The 18594-nt window shown below is 37.5% G+C and carries 12 protein-coding genes and 1 tRNA gene; 9 read left to right on the forward strand and 4 right to left on the reverse strand.

Annotated features, from left to right (window positions below; translation table 11 throughout):
• Nucleotides 1–41: 41 nt before the first annotated feature.
• The 3 genes from CHU_RS07360 to CHU_RS19920 form a co-directional block, all read right to left on the reverse strand.
• Nucleotides 42–1310, reverse strand: a complete 1269-nt coding sequence (locus tag CHU_RS07360) for an efflux RND transporter periplasmic adaptor subunit (RefSeq protein ID WP_011584897.1) — start codon at nt 1308–1310, stop codon at nt 42–44.
• Nucleotides 1311–1317: 7 nt separating this feature from the next.
• Entirely contained in the window at nt 1318–5685 is a 4368-nt protein-coding gene (locus tag CHU_RS07365) for a CusA/CzcA family heavy metal efflux RND transporter (protein WP_011584898.1), read from the reverse strand.
• A 220-nt stretch (nt 5686–5905) separates the two neighbouring features.
• Nucleotides 5906–6235: a DUF6660 family protein gene (locus tag CHU_RS19920; protein WP_369678447.1), complete on the reverse strand. Its 330-nt coding sequence runs from the start codon at nt 6233–6235 to the stop codon at nt 5906–5908.
• Between the two features lie 97 nt (nt 6236–6332).
• Here CHU_RS19920 and CHU_RS07370 point away from each other — a divergent pair, with 97 nt between their 5' ends.
• From CHU_RS07370 to arsB, 4 genes are read left to right on the forward strand one after another with little or no spacing between them, the layout of a single operon-like run.
• Nucleotides 6333–6659 carry an ArsR/SmtB family transcription factor gene (locus tag CHU_RS07370; protein WP_011584899.1) on the forward strand — a complete coding sequence of 109 codons (327 nt, stop codon included), beginning with the start codon at nt 6333–6335 and terminating at the stop codon, nt 6657–6659.
• Between the two features lie 50 nt (nt 6660–6709).
• A complete protein-coding gene (locus tag CHU_RS07375) occupies nt 6710–7552 on the forward strand; it encodes an arsenite methyltransferase (protein ID WP_011584900.1) in 843 nt (280 codons plus the stop codon).
• A 30-nt stretch (nt 7553–7582) separates the two neighbouring features.
• Complete coding sequence (locus CHU_RS07380) at nt 7583–8197, forward strand: protein-tyrosine-phosphatase (protein WP_011584901.1); 615 nt, start codon at nt 7583–7585, stop codon at nt 8195–8197.
• Nucleotides 8198–8199: 2 nt separating this feature from the next.
• The gene (gene arsB / locus CHU_RS07385) at nt 8200–9252 is read left to right on the forward strand and encodes an ACR3 family arsenite efflux transporter (protein ID WP_011584902.1); all 1053 of its coding nucleotides are present in this window, start codon (nt 8200–8202) and stop codon (nt 9250–9252) included.
• A 126-nt stretch (nt 9253–9378) separates the two neighbouring features.
• Here arsB and CHU_RS07390 read toward each other — a convergent pair.
• Nucleotides 9379–9452: transfer RNA gene (locus CHU_RS07390), tRNA-Asp, on the reverse strand.
• A gap of 208 nt (nt 9453–9660) precedes the next feature.
• On the opposite strand from CHU_RS07390, the gene CHU_RS07395 reads away from it, so the two are divergent.
• The 5 genes from CHU_RS07395 to CHU_RS07415 all read left to right on the forward strand — a co-directional run bounded on the left by CHU_RS07395 (nt 9661) and on the right by CHU_RS07415 (nt 18593).
• The gene (locus tag CHU_RS07395) at nt 9661–10614 is read left to right on the forward strand and encodes an acetyl-CoA carboxylase carboxyltransferase subunit alpha (RefSeq protein ID WP_011584903.1); all 954 of its coding nucleotides are present in this window, start codon (nt 9661–9663) and stop codon (nt 10612–10614) included.
• Nucleotides 10611–11450 carry an MBL fold metallo-hydrolase gene (locus tag CHU_RS07400; RefSeq protein WP_011584904.1) on the forward strand — a complete coding sequence of 280 codons (840 nt, stop codon included), beginning with the start codon at nt 10611–10613 and terminating at the stop codon, nt 11448–11450. The genes CHU_RS07395 and CHU_RS07400 overlap by 4 nt, the downstream gene beginning before the upstream one ends.
• Nucleotides 11451–11497: 47 nt before the next feature.
• The gene (locus CHU_RS07405) at nt 11498–12133 is read left to right on the forward strand and encodes an outer membrane beta-barrel protein (protein ID WP_011584905.1); all 636 of its coding nucleotides are present in this window, start codon (nt 11498–11500) and stop codon (nt 12131–12133) included.
• A 354-nt stretch (nt 12134–12487) separates the two neighbouring features.
• Nucleotides 12488–13165 carry a hypothetical protein gene (locus tag CHU_RS07410; protein WP_011584906.1) on the forward strand — a complete coding sequence of 226 codons (678 nt, stop codon included), beginning with the start codon at nt 12488–12490 and terminating at the stop codon, nt 13163–13165.
• 4 nt (nt 13166–13169) lie between these two features.
• Nucleotides 13170–18593: a hypothetical protein gene (locus tag CHU_RS07415; protein WP_011584907.1), complete on the forward strand. Its 5424-nt coding sequence runs from the start codon at nt 13170–13172 to the stop codon at nt 18591–18593.
• Nucleotide 18594 lies beyond the last annotated feature (1 nt).

The following is an 18594-nucleotide window of genomic DNA, read 5'->3' on the forward strand; positions in this document are numbered from 1 at the left end:
TGAGTTATTCTAATTTATATTTTTCAGATCTTTTGTCGGAATTAATGAGCGTGACCTTCTTCTTCTGAATTGTTCATTTTTGAAAGCAGCGCATAAGCACCGTTTATAACTACTTTAGCATGATCTATTTCAAAACCCTCTGGGAGTATTACTTCTGTATAGCCATTCTGAGTAATACCTTTTTGTATTTCAATGGCTTTAAAAGCTTGCTCTTCTTCATGTTTTACCTCTTCAGTTGCTGAATGTTTTTCTTCGCCTTCTGCATGAGTTTCTGTACCCTCTTCATGTTTTGTTTCTGTGTGTTCATGGCTATGGCCATCATCTTTTATGAAGATATAGAATTTATCTCCAACATTTACTATAGCTTTCTCAGGTAGCGCAGTTGTTTTATTACCTTCACCAATCTCTATTAATGCTTTTAGATACATGTTTGGCATTAGGTTCGGATCTTCCGTGTCAATGTGCGCATGCACACGTATGGTTCTTTCAGGAGAAATTTGATGATTGATTAAATATATGGATGCTGTACGTTCTTTGCCACTTTCATTGACAAGAACGAATCTAAGTTTCTGTCCAATTTTTATTTTTGAAATGTCTTTTTCAAACACAGTTAGCTCAGCATGTAAGTGTTCTGTGTCGACTATCTCACAAATGACGTCTTGTGGATTTACAAACCTGCCAATGTTTATATTTACTGTTGTTACGTATCCATTTATTGGAGAATAAATATTTACGATACTTCTGATTGTAGATTTAGTTAAAGTTGTAGGATCAATATTTAAAATCTTTAATTTTTCTTCCAAACCTCCAATAGTGGCTTGCAAACTGTTATAGTCTGAGCTTGCTTGTTGGAAAATTTTGGCTGAGGCTACATTTTCTTTTGAAAGTTCTTCCTGTCTTTTATATTCTAACTCTAAAAATTTCAATTTTTGAATATTCTCTAAATATTCAGTTTGAATTTGTATGAAGTCTGTATTCTGAATCGTAGCAATTACCTGGCCTTTTTTTACACGCATGCCTTGTAATAGAATGGTAGATTTTATAAATCCTCCCATAAGTGCCGATAAAGATACCATGTTTTGAGGAGGGACATCCAATACCCCATTAACAGAAATGGTGGAACTAATATTTTTTAGTTCTACTTTACCAAACTCAATCCCTGCACTTTTAAATTGTGCATTGTTTAATTCTACTTTTCCTTCCTCTTCTTCATGATGTTCTTCAACTGCTTTTTCTGACTTGTTTCCGCAGGAATAAAGTATGCAGCTGGCTGCAATGATAATTACGATTTTATATAGTGTCTTTTTCATATAATGATTATTTATTTCCGATAAGGAATTCAATGTTAATGATTGATTGATTGTATTGGCTTACAATGTCTAAGTAATTTGTCTGAATACTTAAGGCTCTGTTTAAGCCTTGAGAGAATTCAATATAACCGATGTTGCCGCTTTGGTAGTTAGCCAACGCATTTTTGGTTATAATGTCGGCTGTAGGTAGCGCATTAGTTTCATAATATTCAAGACTGTTTTTGAATTTTAAATATGACTGAAACGCTTGAGCATATTCACCTTGTAAGTTTTTTTCGTAAAGATCCAAATTGGCTTGTGCTACATTTTTATATGCTTCATTAGCCTTAATTTTAGCTAACTGAGGTTTGGCCCAAATAGGAATGGCAACACCTATCGTTACACCCTGAAAACGACTAGTCCCATTCGCAACGACTGTAGGATCTTGATAATTAGGTGTGCCGTATAAGCTTTGATTAAAATATCCCAAGGTAATGTCGGGCATCAAACGTGAACGTTCCACATTTTTAGCCGCTTCAGCAACTTGTACCTGTTGAGTAAAATAACGTAATGCCGGATTGCCGTTTACAGCAGCTGAATCCGCACCAATTAACAGCGTTCTTTTATCAAGAGTAATCCCCTGGGTGGTAATATCATCATTCGTGTTCAGCAGTGTTTTAAGTTGATTCTGATAAATGATAATATCTGCATCATTCTGTGCAATTAATGTCCGAATTTCATACAGCTGGCTTTCAGCAGTAGCTTTTTCCAACGCATTGCTTTCTCCTGTTCGTAAGCGAAGATCTGCTGACCTAAGGAAGACAACAAAAATGCTATCCTGCTTTAGTAAAAAAGTTCTGCGTGCTTTTGAAAATTGCAATGCATAGTATGCAGTTTTAACATTTCGTATCAATTCATTTTCTGACATGTCCTTATTATATTCTGCACTTTTAAGTGCAGCATTGTAATACTGAGCTTGTCTGTGCATAGTAGTAGGGAATGGTATTGTTTGTGAAATCGTAAAGTTATTGTCATTGTAATAACTATTATACTGCCCATACATAAGAGTAGCGCTCGTCTTTCCTATATCCGTTGATGTCCCTTTTAAATTTTTATTATAATCAACGTTATACTGAGCTGCTTTTATACTATAATTATTTTGCACAGCAGTTTGCATTGCCTGTTCCAAAGAAAGGATTTGAGGAGCCTGCGCTTTTAATAAGCTTGGCATTCCCATCATAAATAGTAGAGGCACTAGTATTACAGCAACTTTAGGAGTCTTAAATTTGAATCCATTTTCAGACAGGATATACAACACGGGCAATACTAATAAAGTAAGTAATGTTGCAGACAATAATCCTCCAATTACAACAGTTGCCAAAGGCTTTTGTACCTCAGCTCCAGACCCATGAGACAATGCCATAGGCAAAAAGCCTAGGGAAGCAACTGTCGCAGTCATAAGAACGGGTCTTAATCTTGTTTGGGTTCCTTTTAATATAATATCTGTTAGGTTAGTTAAACCCTCTTTCTTAAGACTATTAAATTCACCTAATAAAACGATGCCGTTTAATACTGCTACTCCAAACAAGGCAATGAAACCTACACCTGCCGAAATACTGAAAGGCATATCACGCAACCATAAGGCAAACACACCACCAATAGCAGAAAGAGGGATAGCTGTAAAAATCAGAATGCTTTGCTTAAAGGAATTGAAAGTAAAATACAGCAATATAAATATGAGAGCCATTGCAATAGGTACAGCTACAGATAAGCGAGCTTTAGCTTCTACTAAGTTTTTAAACTGTCCACCATAGGTTAAATAGTATCCTGAAGGAAGTTTTAATTGCGCTTGTACTTTATCCTGTATCTCTTTAACAATACTTTCAACATCTCTTCCTCTAACGTTAAATGCGACTGTAATACGTCGTTTTGTATCATCACGCTGTATTTGATTTGGACCTACTTTAAAGCTTATTTCTGCAATCTGGCTCAACGGAATTTGATGGCCATCAGCAGTTGTTACAAATAAGTTTTGTACATCTTCAATGCTCTGACGGTTTTCTTTATTCAACCTTAATACCAAATCAAAACGTCTTTCACCTTCATATATAACACCTGCTGACTCGCCAGCAAAAGCTGTACTTACAATTCGATTCATCTCCTCAATGTTTAAACCAAATTGTGCTACCTTATCTCTATCAAATTTTACAAGTATTTGTGGTAATCCTGTTACCTTTTCGACATACAAATCTTTAGCACCATTGATTGTCTGTATGATTTTACCGAGTTGATTTGCTTGTTGTGTGAGTATATCCAAATCCTCACCATAAATTTTGATAGCTACATCCTGTTTTGCCCCGGTCATGAGTTCATTGAATCGCATCTGTATAGGCTGCTGAAAACCAAAATTTACCCCAGGAATATCTTCTAACGCTTCCTGCATCTTATTGGCCAGCTCATCGCGTGTGGTTGCACTTGTCCATTCATCCTTATCTTTTAGTATGACCATCAAATCACATGCTTCAATGGGCATCGGATCAGTGGGGATTTCTCCGGCACCAATTTTTCCGATTACTTCCTTCACTTCATTTGGAAATTGTTTTGTTAAAATTTCTCCAGCTTTTAAAGAAGCATCTACTGTTTCCATCATTGAACTTCCAGTTAGTACACGAGTTTCAACGGCAAAATCACCTTCATCTAATGTTGGTATAAATTCACCACCCATATTCATGAAAATAAATAAGCTCACTGCAAAAAGCAGGAGGGATGTTAATACCACAGCTATTTTTCTTTTGATGGCAAAATGAATAGCAGGGGAATAAATTTTGTAGAAAAAATCCATCATCTTATCTGAAATATTTTTCTTATGAGATGGGTTTTTACTTAAAAGCAATGCTGAAATCATTGGCACATAAGTAAGAGACAATATGAAAGCACCTAATATTGCAAAGGCTACTGTTTGCGCCATCGGTTTAAACATTTTACCTTCAATACCAACAAGAGCAAGAATTGGAAGATATACAATGAGTATAATGATTTCTCCAAAAGCAGCAGAGTTTCTGATTTTGGAAGCGGATTCAAATACTTCGTTGTCTAACTCATCTTGAGAAAGCTTATGAGTGTATCGCTTGCTTACAATATGATGTAAGGTTGCTTCTACAATAATTACAGCTCCATCAACGATTAATCCGAAATCTATTGCACCTAGAGACATTAAGTTTCCTGAAACCCCAAAAAGATTCATCATAGAAAGTGCAAATAGCATTGCTAATGGTATGACAGATGCTACTACTAAACCAGCACGAAGATTTCCTAAAAATAAAACAAGTACAAAAATTACTATAAGAGCACCTTCAATCAAGTTTTTAGATACTGTATGAATTGCTCTATTAACTAAATTTGTTCTGTCAAGAAAAGCTTCGATCTCAACACCTTCAGGAAGCGTTTTTCTTATCTGCTCAATTCGTTCTTTAACGTTGCCTATTACTTCATTCGAATTAGCTCCCTTAAGCATCATAACAATCGCACCTACCACTTCACCATCGTTATTCCTTGTCATAGCTCCATAACGGACGGCATGTCCAAATTGTACTACAGCTACATCACGAATAAGAATGGGGGTGCCATTGTTTGTATTTTTCACTACTACTTTTTGAATATCTTCTATTGAAGTAGCAAGACCTTCTGTTCTTATAAACCAAGCGTTTGGTTGCTTATCAATATAAGCTCCGCCCGTATTTTGATTATTTGTTTCTAAGGCTGAAAAAACTTCTCCTATCGTAATATTCATACTACGCAGCTTATCCGGATTTATTGATATTTCGTATTGTTTTACAAACCCTCCGAAACTACTTACATCAGCTACACCTTTCGTTCCCAATAATTGTCTTCGTACAATCCAGTCTTGAATCGTACGGAGTTCCATTGGAGTATATTTGTTTTCGTAGCCTTTTTTAGGATGTATCACGTATTGATAAATTTCCCCTAGGCCAGAACTTACCGGCCCCATTTCAGGGACACCAACACCTTTAGGTATTTGATCGGTAGCAGATTTCAGTCTTTCTGACACCTGTTGTCTTGCCCAGTAAATATCTGTTGCATCATCAAAGACAACTGTTACTACTGATAGCCCAAAGCGGGAAATAGAACGCACTTCTATTAAGCCAGGTATGTTAGCCATGTTAACTTCTACAGGAAATGAAATTAACCTTTCCACTTCCTGGGCAGCCAGTGATGGACTTGAAGTGATTACTTGTACCTGATTGTTTGTGATGTCAGGTACGGCATCAATAGGCAGCTTTGTTGCTGACCAACATCCCCAAATAATTAATGCCAATGTAAAGACACCAATTATGAGTTTGTTTTTTATTGAGAAATGAATGATTTTATCAAGCATGATGTTTTATTTAAAATGGTAAAGCACATAATGACTAATTCTAATTATTATTGCCATGATTAAAATTATGCATATGCATATAATAGCTATAATTTTAACCACACCTAAAAAGGTTAAAGGCTTGCCCTTAGACTTTTTTGTTGTCATGTAAATTAAATAATAGATTGAGCGTACTTATGCATAAACATAGGCTAGCTAAGAAACTTAATTTAATTGGGATTTAGGAAAGGGCAATTTTAGGCGGCTGCCAGAAGGAATAGTAATAAGAGGAAATAAACTCTGAGCGGTAAAAGAAAACAAAAAATGGTGTATTTATTTTAACCTCATCTTTAAAATAAATTTTTGCTATTGTCAATAAAAAACCTGAACACCCGCAACAAGAGCAGACGCAAAAAGGCGAACATAAATCTGTTTCATCTTCACTATGATCATGATTTTTATCTGAATATGAGTTATTAGATTTCATTTCCTGACACGTAATAGCATCAGGGCATGGCATTGTCGTCAATGCTATTATGTATAGGCTTAATATGGATAACCAGAATCTCACTAGGTAAATCTATAGAAATAAGAGTAAAATCCCAAAAATGTTCTATTTAGTTAATGAAATGTTTGTAAATACAAATATAACATCGTAATATTACGATATGGGATTAACAAAAACAGATAATTTTAATACAGCTCAAAATAGAACGGCTGTTTTGATGAAAGCATTGGGACATCCTGCACGAATTGCCATACTCGAGTTCCTAATTAAAAAGAATGCATGTATCTGTAATGATATTGTTGAAGAATTACCACTTTCTCAGGCAACTGTATCTCAACATTTAAAAGAGCTAAAGGAAGCAGGGTTGATAAAGGGAGACATCGAAGGCAAGAGTATTTGCTATTGCATAGATGCTAAAGTCTGGAAAGAAGCTCAGAAAATATTTAATAAATTATTTGATGCATATAAAGGGGAAAGCTGTTGTTAACCCTTTTTTTGCATTCTATCATCGCAATATTACGCTAAATAAATATAGATATGAAAAATAATAATCAAGATGTAAAAGAAATGGTTCAGCAGAAATACTCCGAGATTGCAAACCAATCAAAAGTACAAAACGAAACCAGTTGTTGCGGTGCAGGAAGCTGTGGCACATACACCATCATGAGTGAAGACTATTCAGGATTGGATGGATATAACCCAGATGCAGATTTAGGTCTTGGTTGCGGACTTCCTACGGAGTATGCTAAGATAAAGAAAGGGGATACAGTTGTTGACCTGGGCTCAGGTGCGGGTAATGATGCCTTTGTAGCAAGAACGTTAACAGGTGAAGAAGGTGAGGTTATAGGAATTGATATGACGGAAGCCATGATTCAGAAAGCTAAAGGAAATACTGAGAAGTTGGGCTTTACAAATGTAGCATTCAGATTGGGTGATATTGAAGATATTCCATTGTCTTCTAAACGTGCAGATGTTGTTGTAAGTAATTGTGTAATGAACTTAGTACCTGATAAGGCAAAGGCTTTTTCAGAGGTATTTAGAATATTAAAGCCACTCGGACATTTTAGTATTTCAGACATAGTGTTAAAAGGCGATTTACCTGATGCGATAAAAAAGGAAGGTGAAATGTACGCAGGGTGTGTATCAGGAGCGATAAAGAAAAGCGAGTATTTAGGAATATTAGCTGAGCAGGGATTTGTAAATATCACAGTTCAAAAGGAAAAGGAAATTATCATTCCTGTAGAAGTGCTGTCACAATATTTATCTCAGGAAGAAATAAATAGCTATAAAGAAAAAGGTATGGGTATCTATAGCATCACGGTATATGCTGAAAGACCCGATGCTTCTTGTGGATGCGATCCGAGAGCAACATGTTGCTAATTAATTTATAAAAATGAAACCAAAAATAAAATGTCACCAATAATCGAGCAATACATTTTAGAAGCAGTAAAATCATTTGATACCATTTCAGAAGAAAGAAAGAGCGTATTAAAAAAGATAAGTGCTTATGTGCAAAAAAAAGTAAGTGAAGGAAAAGCAGCCGAACTCATTTATATCTGTACACATAATTCAAGAAGAAGTCATTTGGGCCAGATATGGGCAAAGGTTGCAGCAACCTATTATGGCTTTAATAATGTAGAAACCTATTCAGGAGGAACAGAAGCAACAGCATTTAATCCGAATGCCATAAAAGCAATTGAAACGATTGGATTTACTGTAACAAATGAAGATGGCAAACCTAATGCTGTGTATTCGGTTCAGTTTGGTGATGCTAAAATTGTAATTGAATGCTTCTCTAAAAAATACGACGATAAAGCAAATCCGAAGCAAGGCTTTTGCGCTGTTATGACGTGTACAGAAGCAGACGGTGCTTGTCCGTATATTGATGGAGCAGAAGTTCGGGTTTCAACGCCTTATAATGACCCTAAAGCTTTTGATGAAACGCCTCATCAGGATGCTAAGTATTTAGAACGAAGCAAGCAGATTGCAACGGAATGTTTGTATGTTTTTTCTCAAATCAATTAATAATGAACAACTCTAATCCTGCACAACGAAAGAAATTAGGTTTCTTAGATCGTTACTTGACGTTATGGATTTTCCTAGCAATGGCAATAGGAGTAGGGATAGGATATTTTATACCTAATACTCCATCATTGATAAACTCTTTTCAATCTGGCACAACAAATATTCCTATTGCAATAGGATTAATTGTTATGATGTATCCTCCCTTGGCGAAAGTAAAATATGAAGAGATTGATAATATATTCGACAATGTAAAAGTATTGTCGTTGTCTCTTTTTATAAACTGGATTGTTGGACCTTTATTAATGTTTGTACTTGCTATTACGTTTCTCTCGGATTATCCGGAGTATATGGTAGGTTTAATATTAATCGGTATTGCCCGATGCATTGCCATGGTTATTGTTTGGAATGAGCTGGCTGATGGAAATAGAGAATATGCAGCAGGTTTGGTTGCATTGAATAGTATCTTTCAGGTACTGTTTTATAGTGTGTTGGCATGGCTTTATATTACAGTACTTCCGCCATATTTCGGCATAAAGGGAATTGAAATTAATATTGGTTTTCTGGAAATTGCAGTGAGCGTATTTATCTATCTCGGAAATCCTTTATTAGCAGGATTTGTTTCCAGATATGTATTGATAAAAGTAAAAGGAAAAGACTGGTACGAACAAAAATATCTTCCGTTCATAAGTACGATTACCTTAATTGCATTATTATTTACAATTGTAGTTATGTTTAGTTTGAAAGGAGAGTTGATTGTCCAGCTACCAATGGATGTTTTAAGGATTGCTATTCCTTTAACGATTTATTTTGCTCTAATGTTTATTGGAACATTTATAGCTGGGAAGTACATTGGTGCCGATTATTCTAAAAATGTAGCACTTTCATTTACCGCAGCCGGAAATAACTTTGAACTGGCTATTGCCGTTGCTATCGCTATTTTTGGAATAAATTCAGGGCCGGCATTTACAGGAGTGATTGGGCCGTTGGTTGAAGTGCCAGCTTTGATATTGTTAGTGAAGGTGGCATTTTGGCTAAAGAAAAAATTATATAGATAATCTATTCTATTTATTAGGGATTTTTTATTCTATATAACTCCAATTAAGGTAATTGAAATGTTTTACCTATGTTTTACCCACAAAAAAAAGAGTCACAACTTTCGTTGTAACTCTTTGATCATTAAGCGGAATTGACGGGACTCGAACCCGCGACCTCCTGCGTGACAGGCAGGCGTTCTAACCAGCTGAACTACAACTCCAATGGTTATCTATTTTTATTCTGATTGTGTCAACTTTCTGCATTTTCAAGGAGCGTTTCCCCTTATTGCGATGCAAAGGTAGCATTTAATATTATATACTCCAAACCTATTTCTGAAATTTATTAACATTTTAATTCTTTCTTATCTGCTAGCAACAAAAACCGTTTGTTTTAGTATTTTTGTAGCCTAAACTATTATATGTAAAAACATGTATTTGGATTTTGAAAAACCAATCGCCGATTTAGAAACAAATCTGGCTGAAATGAAGCAAGTGGCATCTGAAAGTGAAGTAGATGTAAGCTCTGCTGTTAAAGCATTGGAAACAAAAATAAAAAGCTTAAAAAAAGATATTTACGGAAACTTAACAAGATGGCAGCGTGTGCAATTATCCCGTCATCCGGAAAGACCGTATACACTTGATTATATTGCCGGTATCACAGATACATTCGTTGAACTGCATGGCGACCGTTGCGTAAAAGATGATTTAGCTATGGTTGGCGGTTTCGGTGAAATCAATGGTGAATCATTTATGATCATTGGTCAGCAGAAAGGCCGTAAGACAAAAGAACGTCAGGTACGTAACTTTGGTATGGCCAACCCGGATGGATACCGTAAAGCATTGCGTTTAATGAAATTAGCGGAAAAATTTAACCGTCCGATCTTAACATTAATCGATACTCCGGGAGCTTATCCGGGTCTGGAAGCAGAAGAACGCGGTCAGGGTGAAGCAATTGCACGAAACCTGAAAGAAATGTTCATGCTGAAAGTTCCGGTAATCTGTATCATAATCGGCGAAGGAGCTTCAGGTGGTGCATTAGGTATTGCAATCGGAGATAAAGTAATGATGCTTGAAAATACCTGGTATTCGGTTATTTCTCCTGAATCATGTTCTTCTATTTTATTCAGAAGCTGGGATTATAAAGAACAGGCCGCAGAAGCATTACGCCTGACAGCAGAAGATATGCTTAAAAATAAACTGATTGATGATATTATTAAAGAACCACTTGGCGGTGCACACCAGGATACAGAGTGGATGTATACAAAAATGAAAAAAGTCATTGGTGAAACATTGGCAAAATTAAATCAACTAAGTCCGGCAGAGCGTATTTCTCAGCGTATTGATAAATTCTCTGCTATGGGTGTAGTAGAAGAAAATGCATGAGACTTTTTGCGATAAACGCAGGAAACTTTAAACTAGACGGGGGAGCCATGTTCGGCGTGGTTCCCAAGTCTATCTGGAATAAATTAAACCCCGCTGATTCAAACAATCTTTGCACCTGGGCAACCCGATGCCTGCTTATTGAAAACGGTAAGCAGCTGGTATTGATCGATACCGGCTTAGGTGATAAACAGGATGAATCATTTTTCAGGCACTATTACCGGGATACTCCGCAAACCTGGGATACATTATTAAAACCGTATGGCTTTCATTCTTCTGACATTACAGATGTAGTATTAACGCATTTACATTTTGACCATGTGGGCGGCGCACTTGAAAAAAAAGGAGATAAGATTGTTCCGACCTTCTCTAATGCGCGCTACTGGAGCAATACACGTCATTGGGACTGGGCAGTTGAGCCGAACCCCAGAGAGAAAGCAAGCTTTCTGAAAGATAATTTATTTCCTTTGCAGGAATCCGGTCAGCTTTATTTTGTTGATACTCAAAATCTGCCCTTTGAGTGGATGGATTTTATTTTCGTTGATGGACATACCGAACAGCAGATGCTGCCGTTGATCACAACACCCGCAGAAAAAAAAATACTGTATGCCGCCGATCTGCTTCCTTCTGCCGGTCATATACCCATGCCGTATATTATGAGTTATGATGTACGGCCATTGGTGTCGATGCAGGAAAAAGAACGCGTTTTTAACCAGGTCTTAGCGGAAGACTGGACTGTTTTTTTGGAGCATGATCTGAGCAATGCCTGTATTTCCCTGCAGCAAACGGAAAAAGGCATACGTTTAAATAACGTATTTCAAATAAGCGATTTCAATTAAAAAAAAGTTAATTTTATTGTATAATATAAAATCAAACACGGTTGATTATGAAAAAGCTATCTATTGTATTGACATGCATTCTGGGAATAGTAATTTCTGTTCAGGCACAAAAAGGATATTTTGGTTTTAGGGTAGGGGCCGCAAATCCAAATTATTACGGCAGTGATTTTTCGGATGCAAAAAGTGCCTCATCTATTTCTCCGATCTGGACACCAACGGCAGGGTTTTATATTAATTCTGAAATCAGTGATTACTTCTGGATCAAAACGGAATTTAATTATGTGAATAGAGGATATACCCATAAAGAAGCTGGTAAAACCTTAAAAACAAATTACTATTGTATTGATGTATATCCGGTAACACCTGCCTTTCATTACAAAGGCGCGCAGATCTTTGCGGGCCCAAGTGTCACATTGCTCGTTGCTTCAAACAGAGATACATTGATAGGTGGGGAAGTTAAAAAGATTGCCGACAATAAATTAGACGGCATCAACCGCTATGATATAGGTATTATGGCCGGTGTTGAATATGAATTTAATTTTGGATTGAATATCGGAGTGCGTATGGTGCGCGGTTTTACTTCGCTGTATGAGCCGGTAAACAGCATACAGACACAATGGTTTAATCAGACATATCTGTTTACGTTAGGCTACAGCATTGGTAAAAAACCTGAATCAAAGTAACGTAAGATTCAGATAAGTTAAAAAAAACGGCAGGTTATCCTGCCGTTTTTTTTGTATAGCAAGCTACCAGATACTATACGTACTTTTTTCAAAACAACCTGTTTTTTGTATTAAACCGGGTATTTTTCATTTTTTAGTATTAGAAAGCCTGATTTTATTTATCCTGAAAATTTTAATTTATAAAAATTATATTCCTCCTGATAATATGATTTTTCCAATATTTAATACTGATATAATTATTGTGTTGAATTAAATTTATTATATGTTGATAAATTAAATTATACTTTTTAAAAACCATTCATTAATTGTCATATTTTAGCAATTGTTAATATTTTAACAAATGATAAAAAATTAATGAAGTATAATTTAATCGATACGTTTATTTTTAATCGCATGTATGTGTGCCTGCTTGCAGCTTTATGTCTGGCCTGTACGTCAGATCCGGCTGTCAATGAAAAGGCCGGAGGGTGGAACAACGTGTTACAATCAATAAAATCGGCCGGATCAGCTTCGGCACCTGAAAAGTTACGTGCGGAAGAATATGTTGCATGGGTAAAAGAACAAAAAGGGATTACATATAACAGTGTTCAAAACGAACAGTTTTTATTAAGCCTTATTTTTAATCCGCCACAGTTAGAAGCGTATTCTGCAGCATTACTAAATGGAGAAAAAGGCGAGAAGGCGCTTTCAAAATATCTTGACATTCAAAAGGGGTATTACTATTGCCTGGCAGAATGTACAATCAAAACAGAGTCAGCATCTGATCCGATTAAAAAAACAGATTTGCTTCAGGGACTGAAACAACAATTAATTGTTGTTAAAAATAACACTGATACATTGCCCAATGTAATTACAGAAGCATTTCCTTCTTATGTAATGAATCAGCCCAACAAATTATTGATCCTGATTCCGGATACAGATTCCTTAAGCAGTTATCAAATTAAGATTCACGGTTCACCATTTCACCTGAACGATTGTCATCTCTATCTTTCAAGTGAAACTATACAGTCATTTCCATTAATTAAATTATAAGAAAATGTTTTTACGATTAGCAAAGCATCAGCGCATAATAGCTTCTTTTCTGTTAATTAATTTTTTAACATTCTTTATTCCGATTCAAAGCAAAGCTTTGTCGTCAGGCCCATCACAGCCAGAAACGCAGCAGTTTGCTCCTGCCGGAATGGATGACATGGTTGACCCGTTTACGGGCGACTTCAGTTACAACATTCCGTTAATGGATGTAGGCGGCTATCCGATCAATTTAAATTATGCCTCCGGTATTACACCCGATGCTGAAGCTAGCTGGACAGGCTTGGGCTGGAACTTAAATGTAGGGGCCATCAACCGTTCTGTGCGTGGCTTGCCCGATGATTTTGGCGGCGATGATATACGTACGGATTTTAATGTTGCGCCCAACGAAACTTATGGAACGAAAGTAAGTGTAGGGATCAGGTTTTTTGATGCGAAAGTAGATAAACTGGTACGGGCTAATTTAGGTGTAAATGCGAACATATTTTACAATACCTATAATGGAATCGGAATCAGTGCCGGAATCAATCCATCAATTTCTTCAGGATCCGGTACAAAAGACGGTCTTGTTGGAAATTTAGGTGTTTCGTTACAGGCGGGATCTGAATCAGGACTTGATATTTCACCCACATTAGGAATAAGCAACACAGAAGATAACGGCAAAAAAGAACAGGGCTTGAATGCATCCATTGGTTTCCCGTTCAACACCCGCGAAGGGTTAAAAGGCATGACGATTTCTGCCGGTTACAGTCCAAGTTCAAAATCAAGTTTGTACGGTACTAATTTTGGAGGCAATGCTTTTCAGGGATTTTCGACACCAACCTATACACCAACGATACAGCAAAGTCACCGGAATTTAAGCATAGGTACCAACTTTGCGATTCAATTTTCTAATCCGGTATCTGAACTGGGGAACCTGGGTTTTGAAGGTTATTACAACGGACAATTTTTAAAAAATACAACTACGCACAATCCTGCCTATGGGTATATGTATTCCAGCGCAGGAAGTTCGGACTTGAAACTCTATGATATAAACAGAGAAAAAGATGGTGCCTATCACAAAAAGTATACACAGAATTTACCCGTCACAAATTATACATACGACATTTTTAGTGTCAGCGGCCAGGGTGTCAGCGGAACCTATCGTTTACACCGCGGAGATTTTGGTATTGTTTCAGATCCGGTTGCCAAAGACGAATCCATAGCACCTGCCGGCGGCGTGTCACTTGGATTAGGAGCGAACTCGATTGATGTCGGAGTGAACGGCGCCTACTATAAAACCAATGCAATCTCAGGTAAATGGACAGGTGATAATGGGAATTTTCCAGTATTTAATTCAGAAACCAATCTGAATAACGCAACCAAAGAAGTTGTATATTTTAAAAAAATGGGCGAATCAACGGTTGAAAATGATCTGGTATTTTTAAACGATGTTCAGAAATCAACTGATTTACTGCAATACAATCTGGCCTCATCTGTTTATGGGATTCCTACCAATACCTATGCGAATGCTTCAGCTGTAAAGCAGGTAAACAGCAGAAGCAGCAGACCAAACAAAACTTCAGCTTTTACAACACTAACCGCTGCTGAAGCTTCAAGAGGTGCTGTATTACCGATTCAGAATTATGTAATGAATACGTTTGACTGGATTGATGGCCGCAGCGAAGCAGATAAAAAATTAAATACCTCCAATAAGAATATTGGCTATGTAAAGGATACCTTAAAACGTATTGATAATTTACGAAAAGCCCATCACATTTCAGAAGTGCGTGTGACCGATCAATCCGGATCCCGCTATGTATATGGGATTCCGGCATATAACATCAGCCAGCAGGAAATTACTTTTGCGGTAAATTCTGGCTCAGCGGCTACTAAAAATGCAGCAGTTAATTCAGGACTTGTAAGCTATCAAAGCAGCGATTTAGGAAACAACAACCGTAACGGGCTTGATAATTATTATAATAATATTTCAACTCCTGCCAATGCACATTCCTATCTGCTTACCTGTATATTATCTTCGGATTATGTAGACAGCGATAATATTCCGGGCCCCTCTAACGGAGATTTGGGTACCTACACAAAATTTAATTATTCTAAACTTCCTGTTAATTTCTTATGGCGCACACCGATGTCAGAAAGCGAACGTATTGCAAGTTTCAGTGAAGGCATGAAAGGAGATAACCTGGATGATAAAGGAAATATTATTTACGGTGAAAAAGAAGTATGGTATCTGCATTCGATTGAGACACCCACACACGTGGCTGAATTTCATCTGAGTCCACGTCTGGATGGCTTTGGCGCAGAAGGTCTGGATGGGAAAATCGGAAATACCGCGCTGATGAAGCTGGATAAAATTGTTTTATATGCAAAAGCAGATAAGCTGAACTCAAGTGCAGAGCCCATTAAAACAGTATACTTCAGCTATAGCTATAAACTTTGTCCGGGTACAGTAAACAGTAAATTTGATGCAGCATTAAATCCGGCAAAAGGAAAATTAACGCTTGAAAAAGTATGGTTCACCTATGGCGGTTCTAAAAAAGGAGTATTGAATCCATATGTATTTACATACGCAGATCAGGATTTTGATGGTAACATGGATGCTGCATTGAATCCATCTTATTCACATCTGAATTACGATCGCTGGGGTACGTATAAATTCAATAATCTGCCGGGTAACAGTGAGAATAAATTACCCAATGGTGTATTCCCGTATACCGATCAGCAGAATAAAAGTGCTGTTGATAATAATGCCGCCGTATATGCCTTGTCAACAATTCAGATGCCAACAGCAGGTACCATGCATGTAGTATACGAATCGGATGATTATGCTTATGTGCAGGATAAAAAAGCCATGCGTATGTATACCATTGCAGATGAATCAGATGTTTTGTTTACAAATGCATTTGATCAGAAAAACTTTATCACAATAAATCTGGGTGAAGGATTTATTCCGAAAACATCGAACCGTAACCAGGAGTTTCAGGATCTGTATATAGGTGCTACGGAGCTGATGTATTTTAAAGTATTGATGAATGTAATCAATCCGTCCATTACCACAAGCAAAGCACGAACGGAGTATGTGCCAGGCTATGCCGAAATTGATAAGGGAAGCTGCACACTCGATGAAAGTAGTCTGCAGGGTAATAAATACACGAAAGCTAAAATCGTATTTCAGAAAGTTAAATCCGGAGGGGTCGTTGTAAATCCTATTTCACGGGCTGGATGGATGTTCGCTAAATTAAATCTGGGCAGAGAATTAAAAGGGTTAGGCAATGCCAAAGATGCCGGCATGGAAACCATCATGCTTGCACTGATCTCCCAGATCTCAAGCGTGGCAACTGTTTTCGCCGGCTATACATCTGAAATGATTGCCAAGCAGCATTCCAATCAGATCGTTCCCAAGGAGTCGTACGTGAAATTGTTAGAACCCGATCAGATCAAACTTGGCGGCGGTCATCGGGTGAAAGCCATTATTATGTCTGATAGCTGGGCATTGATGAAATCTGTAAAAGAGAATCAGCAACCGGGTCTGGTAAAACAAACATCCTATTACGGGCAAACATACAGCTATACAAAAAACGAAAATAACAGAACAATAAGCTCCGGTGTTGCAGCATATGAACCGATCATGGGAGGAGATGAAAACCCATTCCGTAAACCTGTATTTGTTGAAGAAAAAATTCCGCTGGCTGCCAACAATACCCATTTCCTGGAAGAACCTTTTGGTGAATGCTTTTTCCCGGCGCCAACTGTGGGGTACAGCAAGGTTGTTGTTACACCGGTTAAACTGACGGTTGCAAACATTCAGAATAAAAATTATACCGTAGGTAATGGTACTGGCCGGGTAGAGCAGGAGTTCTATACAGCTAAAGATTTCCCGACCTACACTGAGCGTACCAAGATTATTAAAGCCGGGTTGAATCCGAATATGATTTCCAAATTCATGCGGTTTGCATCTACAGATTTAGCTACCTGCACACAAGGATATTACATTGAAACAAACGATATGCACGGCAAACCAAAATCCAAACGTGTGTATCCTGAAATTCCTGTCAATTCTCAGGAGACAAATCCACAGCCCATTTCAGAGGTTGAATATAAATACAAAACGTTGGGCGGTAAATTAGATAATCAGGTTAAAACCATAAATCCGGATCTCACAATTCCTGCTGCAACAAGTACTTTAGGTGTTGATGTTGATGTAGTGAATGACCAGCGCGAATCTACTTCTACAACAGAAGGAGGCGGGTTTAGCGGCCATTTAAAAACAATCGTAATCTTTATTCCTTTGCCAGTTCCTACGGGCTTCCCGGATGTTGGGGATGAACTTGTTCAGTTCCGTTCTGTTGTTACAACCAAGGTTGCCAACAGGTATGGTATACTGGAGGAGACCATTGCAAAAGATAACGGCGCAAGTATTTCAACGAAGAACCTTGCCTGGGATGCAAAAACAGGAGAAGTGATTTTAACTTCCTTGCAAAATGAATTTCACGATCCGATCTACACCTTTAATTATCCTGCACACTGGGCATATACGCGTATGAGCCATGCAAGTGAAACAGAAGGAATGAGTTTTTCAAAAAACTATTTTGATACACACACAGGCTTATTTAAAGATGGAGATGAATTGATTCTTGATACGGGCATAAAAGCGTTTGTTAATAAACCGGATATGTCAACGGTGCAGGTTATTAATAAGAATGGTGTTCCTGTAAGCTTTGCACGTGCCAAAGTAATCCGGTCAGGAGCACGTAATATGCCTTCGGCACCCATTGGTACGGTTGTGACATTAACCAATCCGATGCAGGGTAATGTAGTTGAATTCAATAATGTTATTAACGCGGGTGCATCGGAATACAAAGAGACATGGAAACGTATGGGCTGCGACTGTGAAGATGCAACTAAAAGTACCAATCCCTATATAACCGGCGTAAAAGGAAACCTGCGTCCGTACAGATCATGGACGTATTTAACCGACCGCTACCAGCGTTTGGTGAATAACCAGATGAACATCCGTACAGACGGATTTTATAAAGATTTTGCTACGTTCTGGCAATACAAACAAAACGGTTTATTGGGTTTACCCGATAATGTTGCTGCAACCAAATGGCAGTATGTAACAGAGATTACAAATTACAATCCACTAGGGCTTGAAATTGAAAATAAAGATGCGCTTGGCCGTTATTTAATGGCACAATATGGCTATGGGCGTAAGCTTCCCGTTGCTACATCAAATAATTCTCAGTACAGAGAATCGGGTTTCGATGGTTTTGAGGATTACGATTACGGAGATTGTATTGATGATCACTTCAGCTGGAGAAATGCAAAAACAAGTGTGACCGAAGCGGAAGCGCACACCGGACGTAAGTCTATCAAAGTTGGTTCAGGCCAGAAGCTGGAAATAAAGAAAGTGATTTTACCTTGCGAATAAG

Source organism: Cytophaga hutchinsonii ATCC 33406 (assembly GCF_000014145.1).
Lineage (GTDB): Bacteria > Bacteroidota > Bacteroidia > Cytophagales > Cytophagaceae > Cytophaga > Cytophaga hutchinsonii.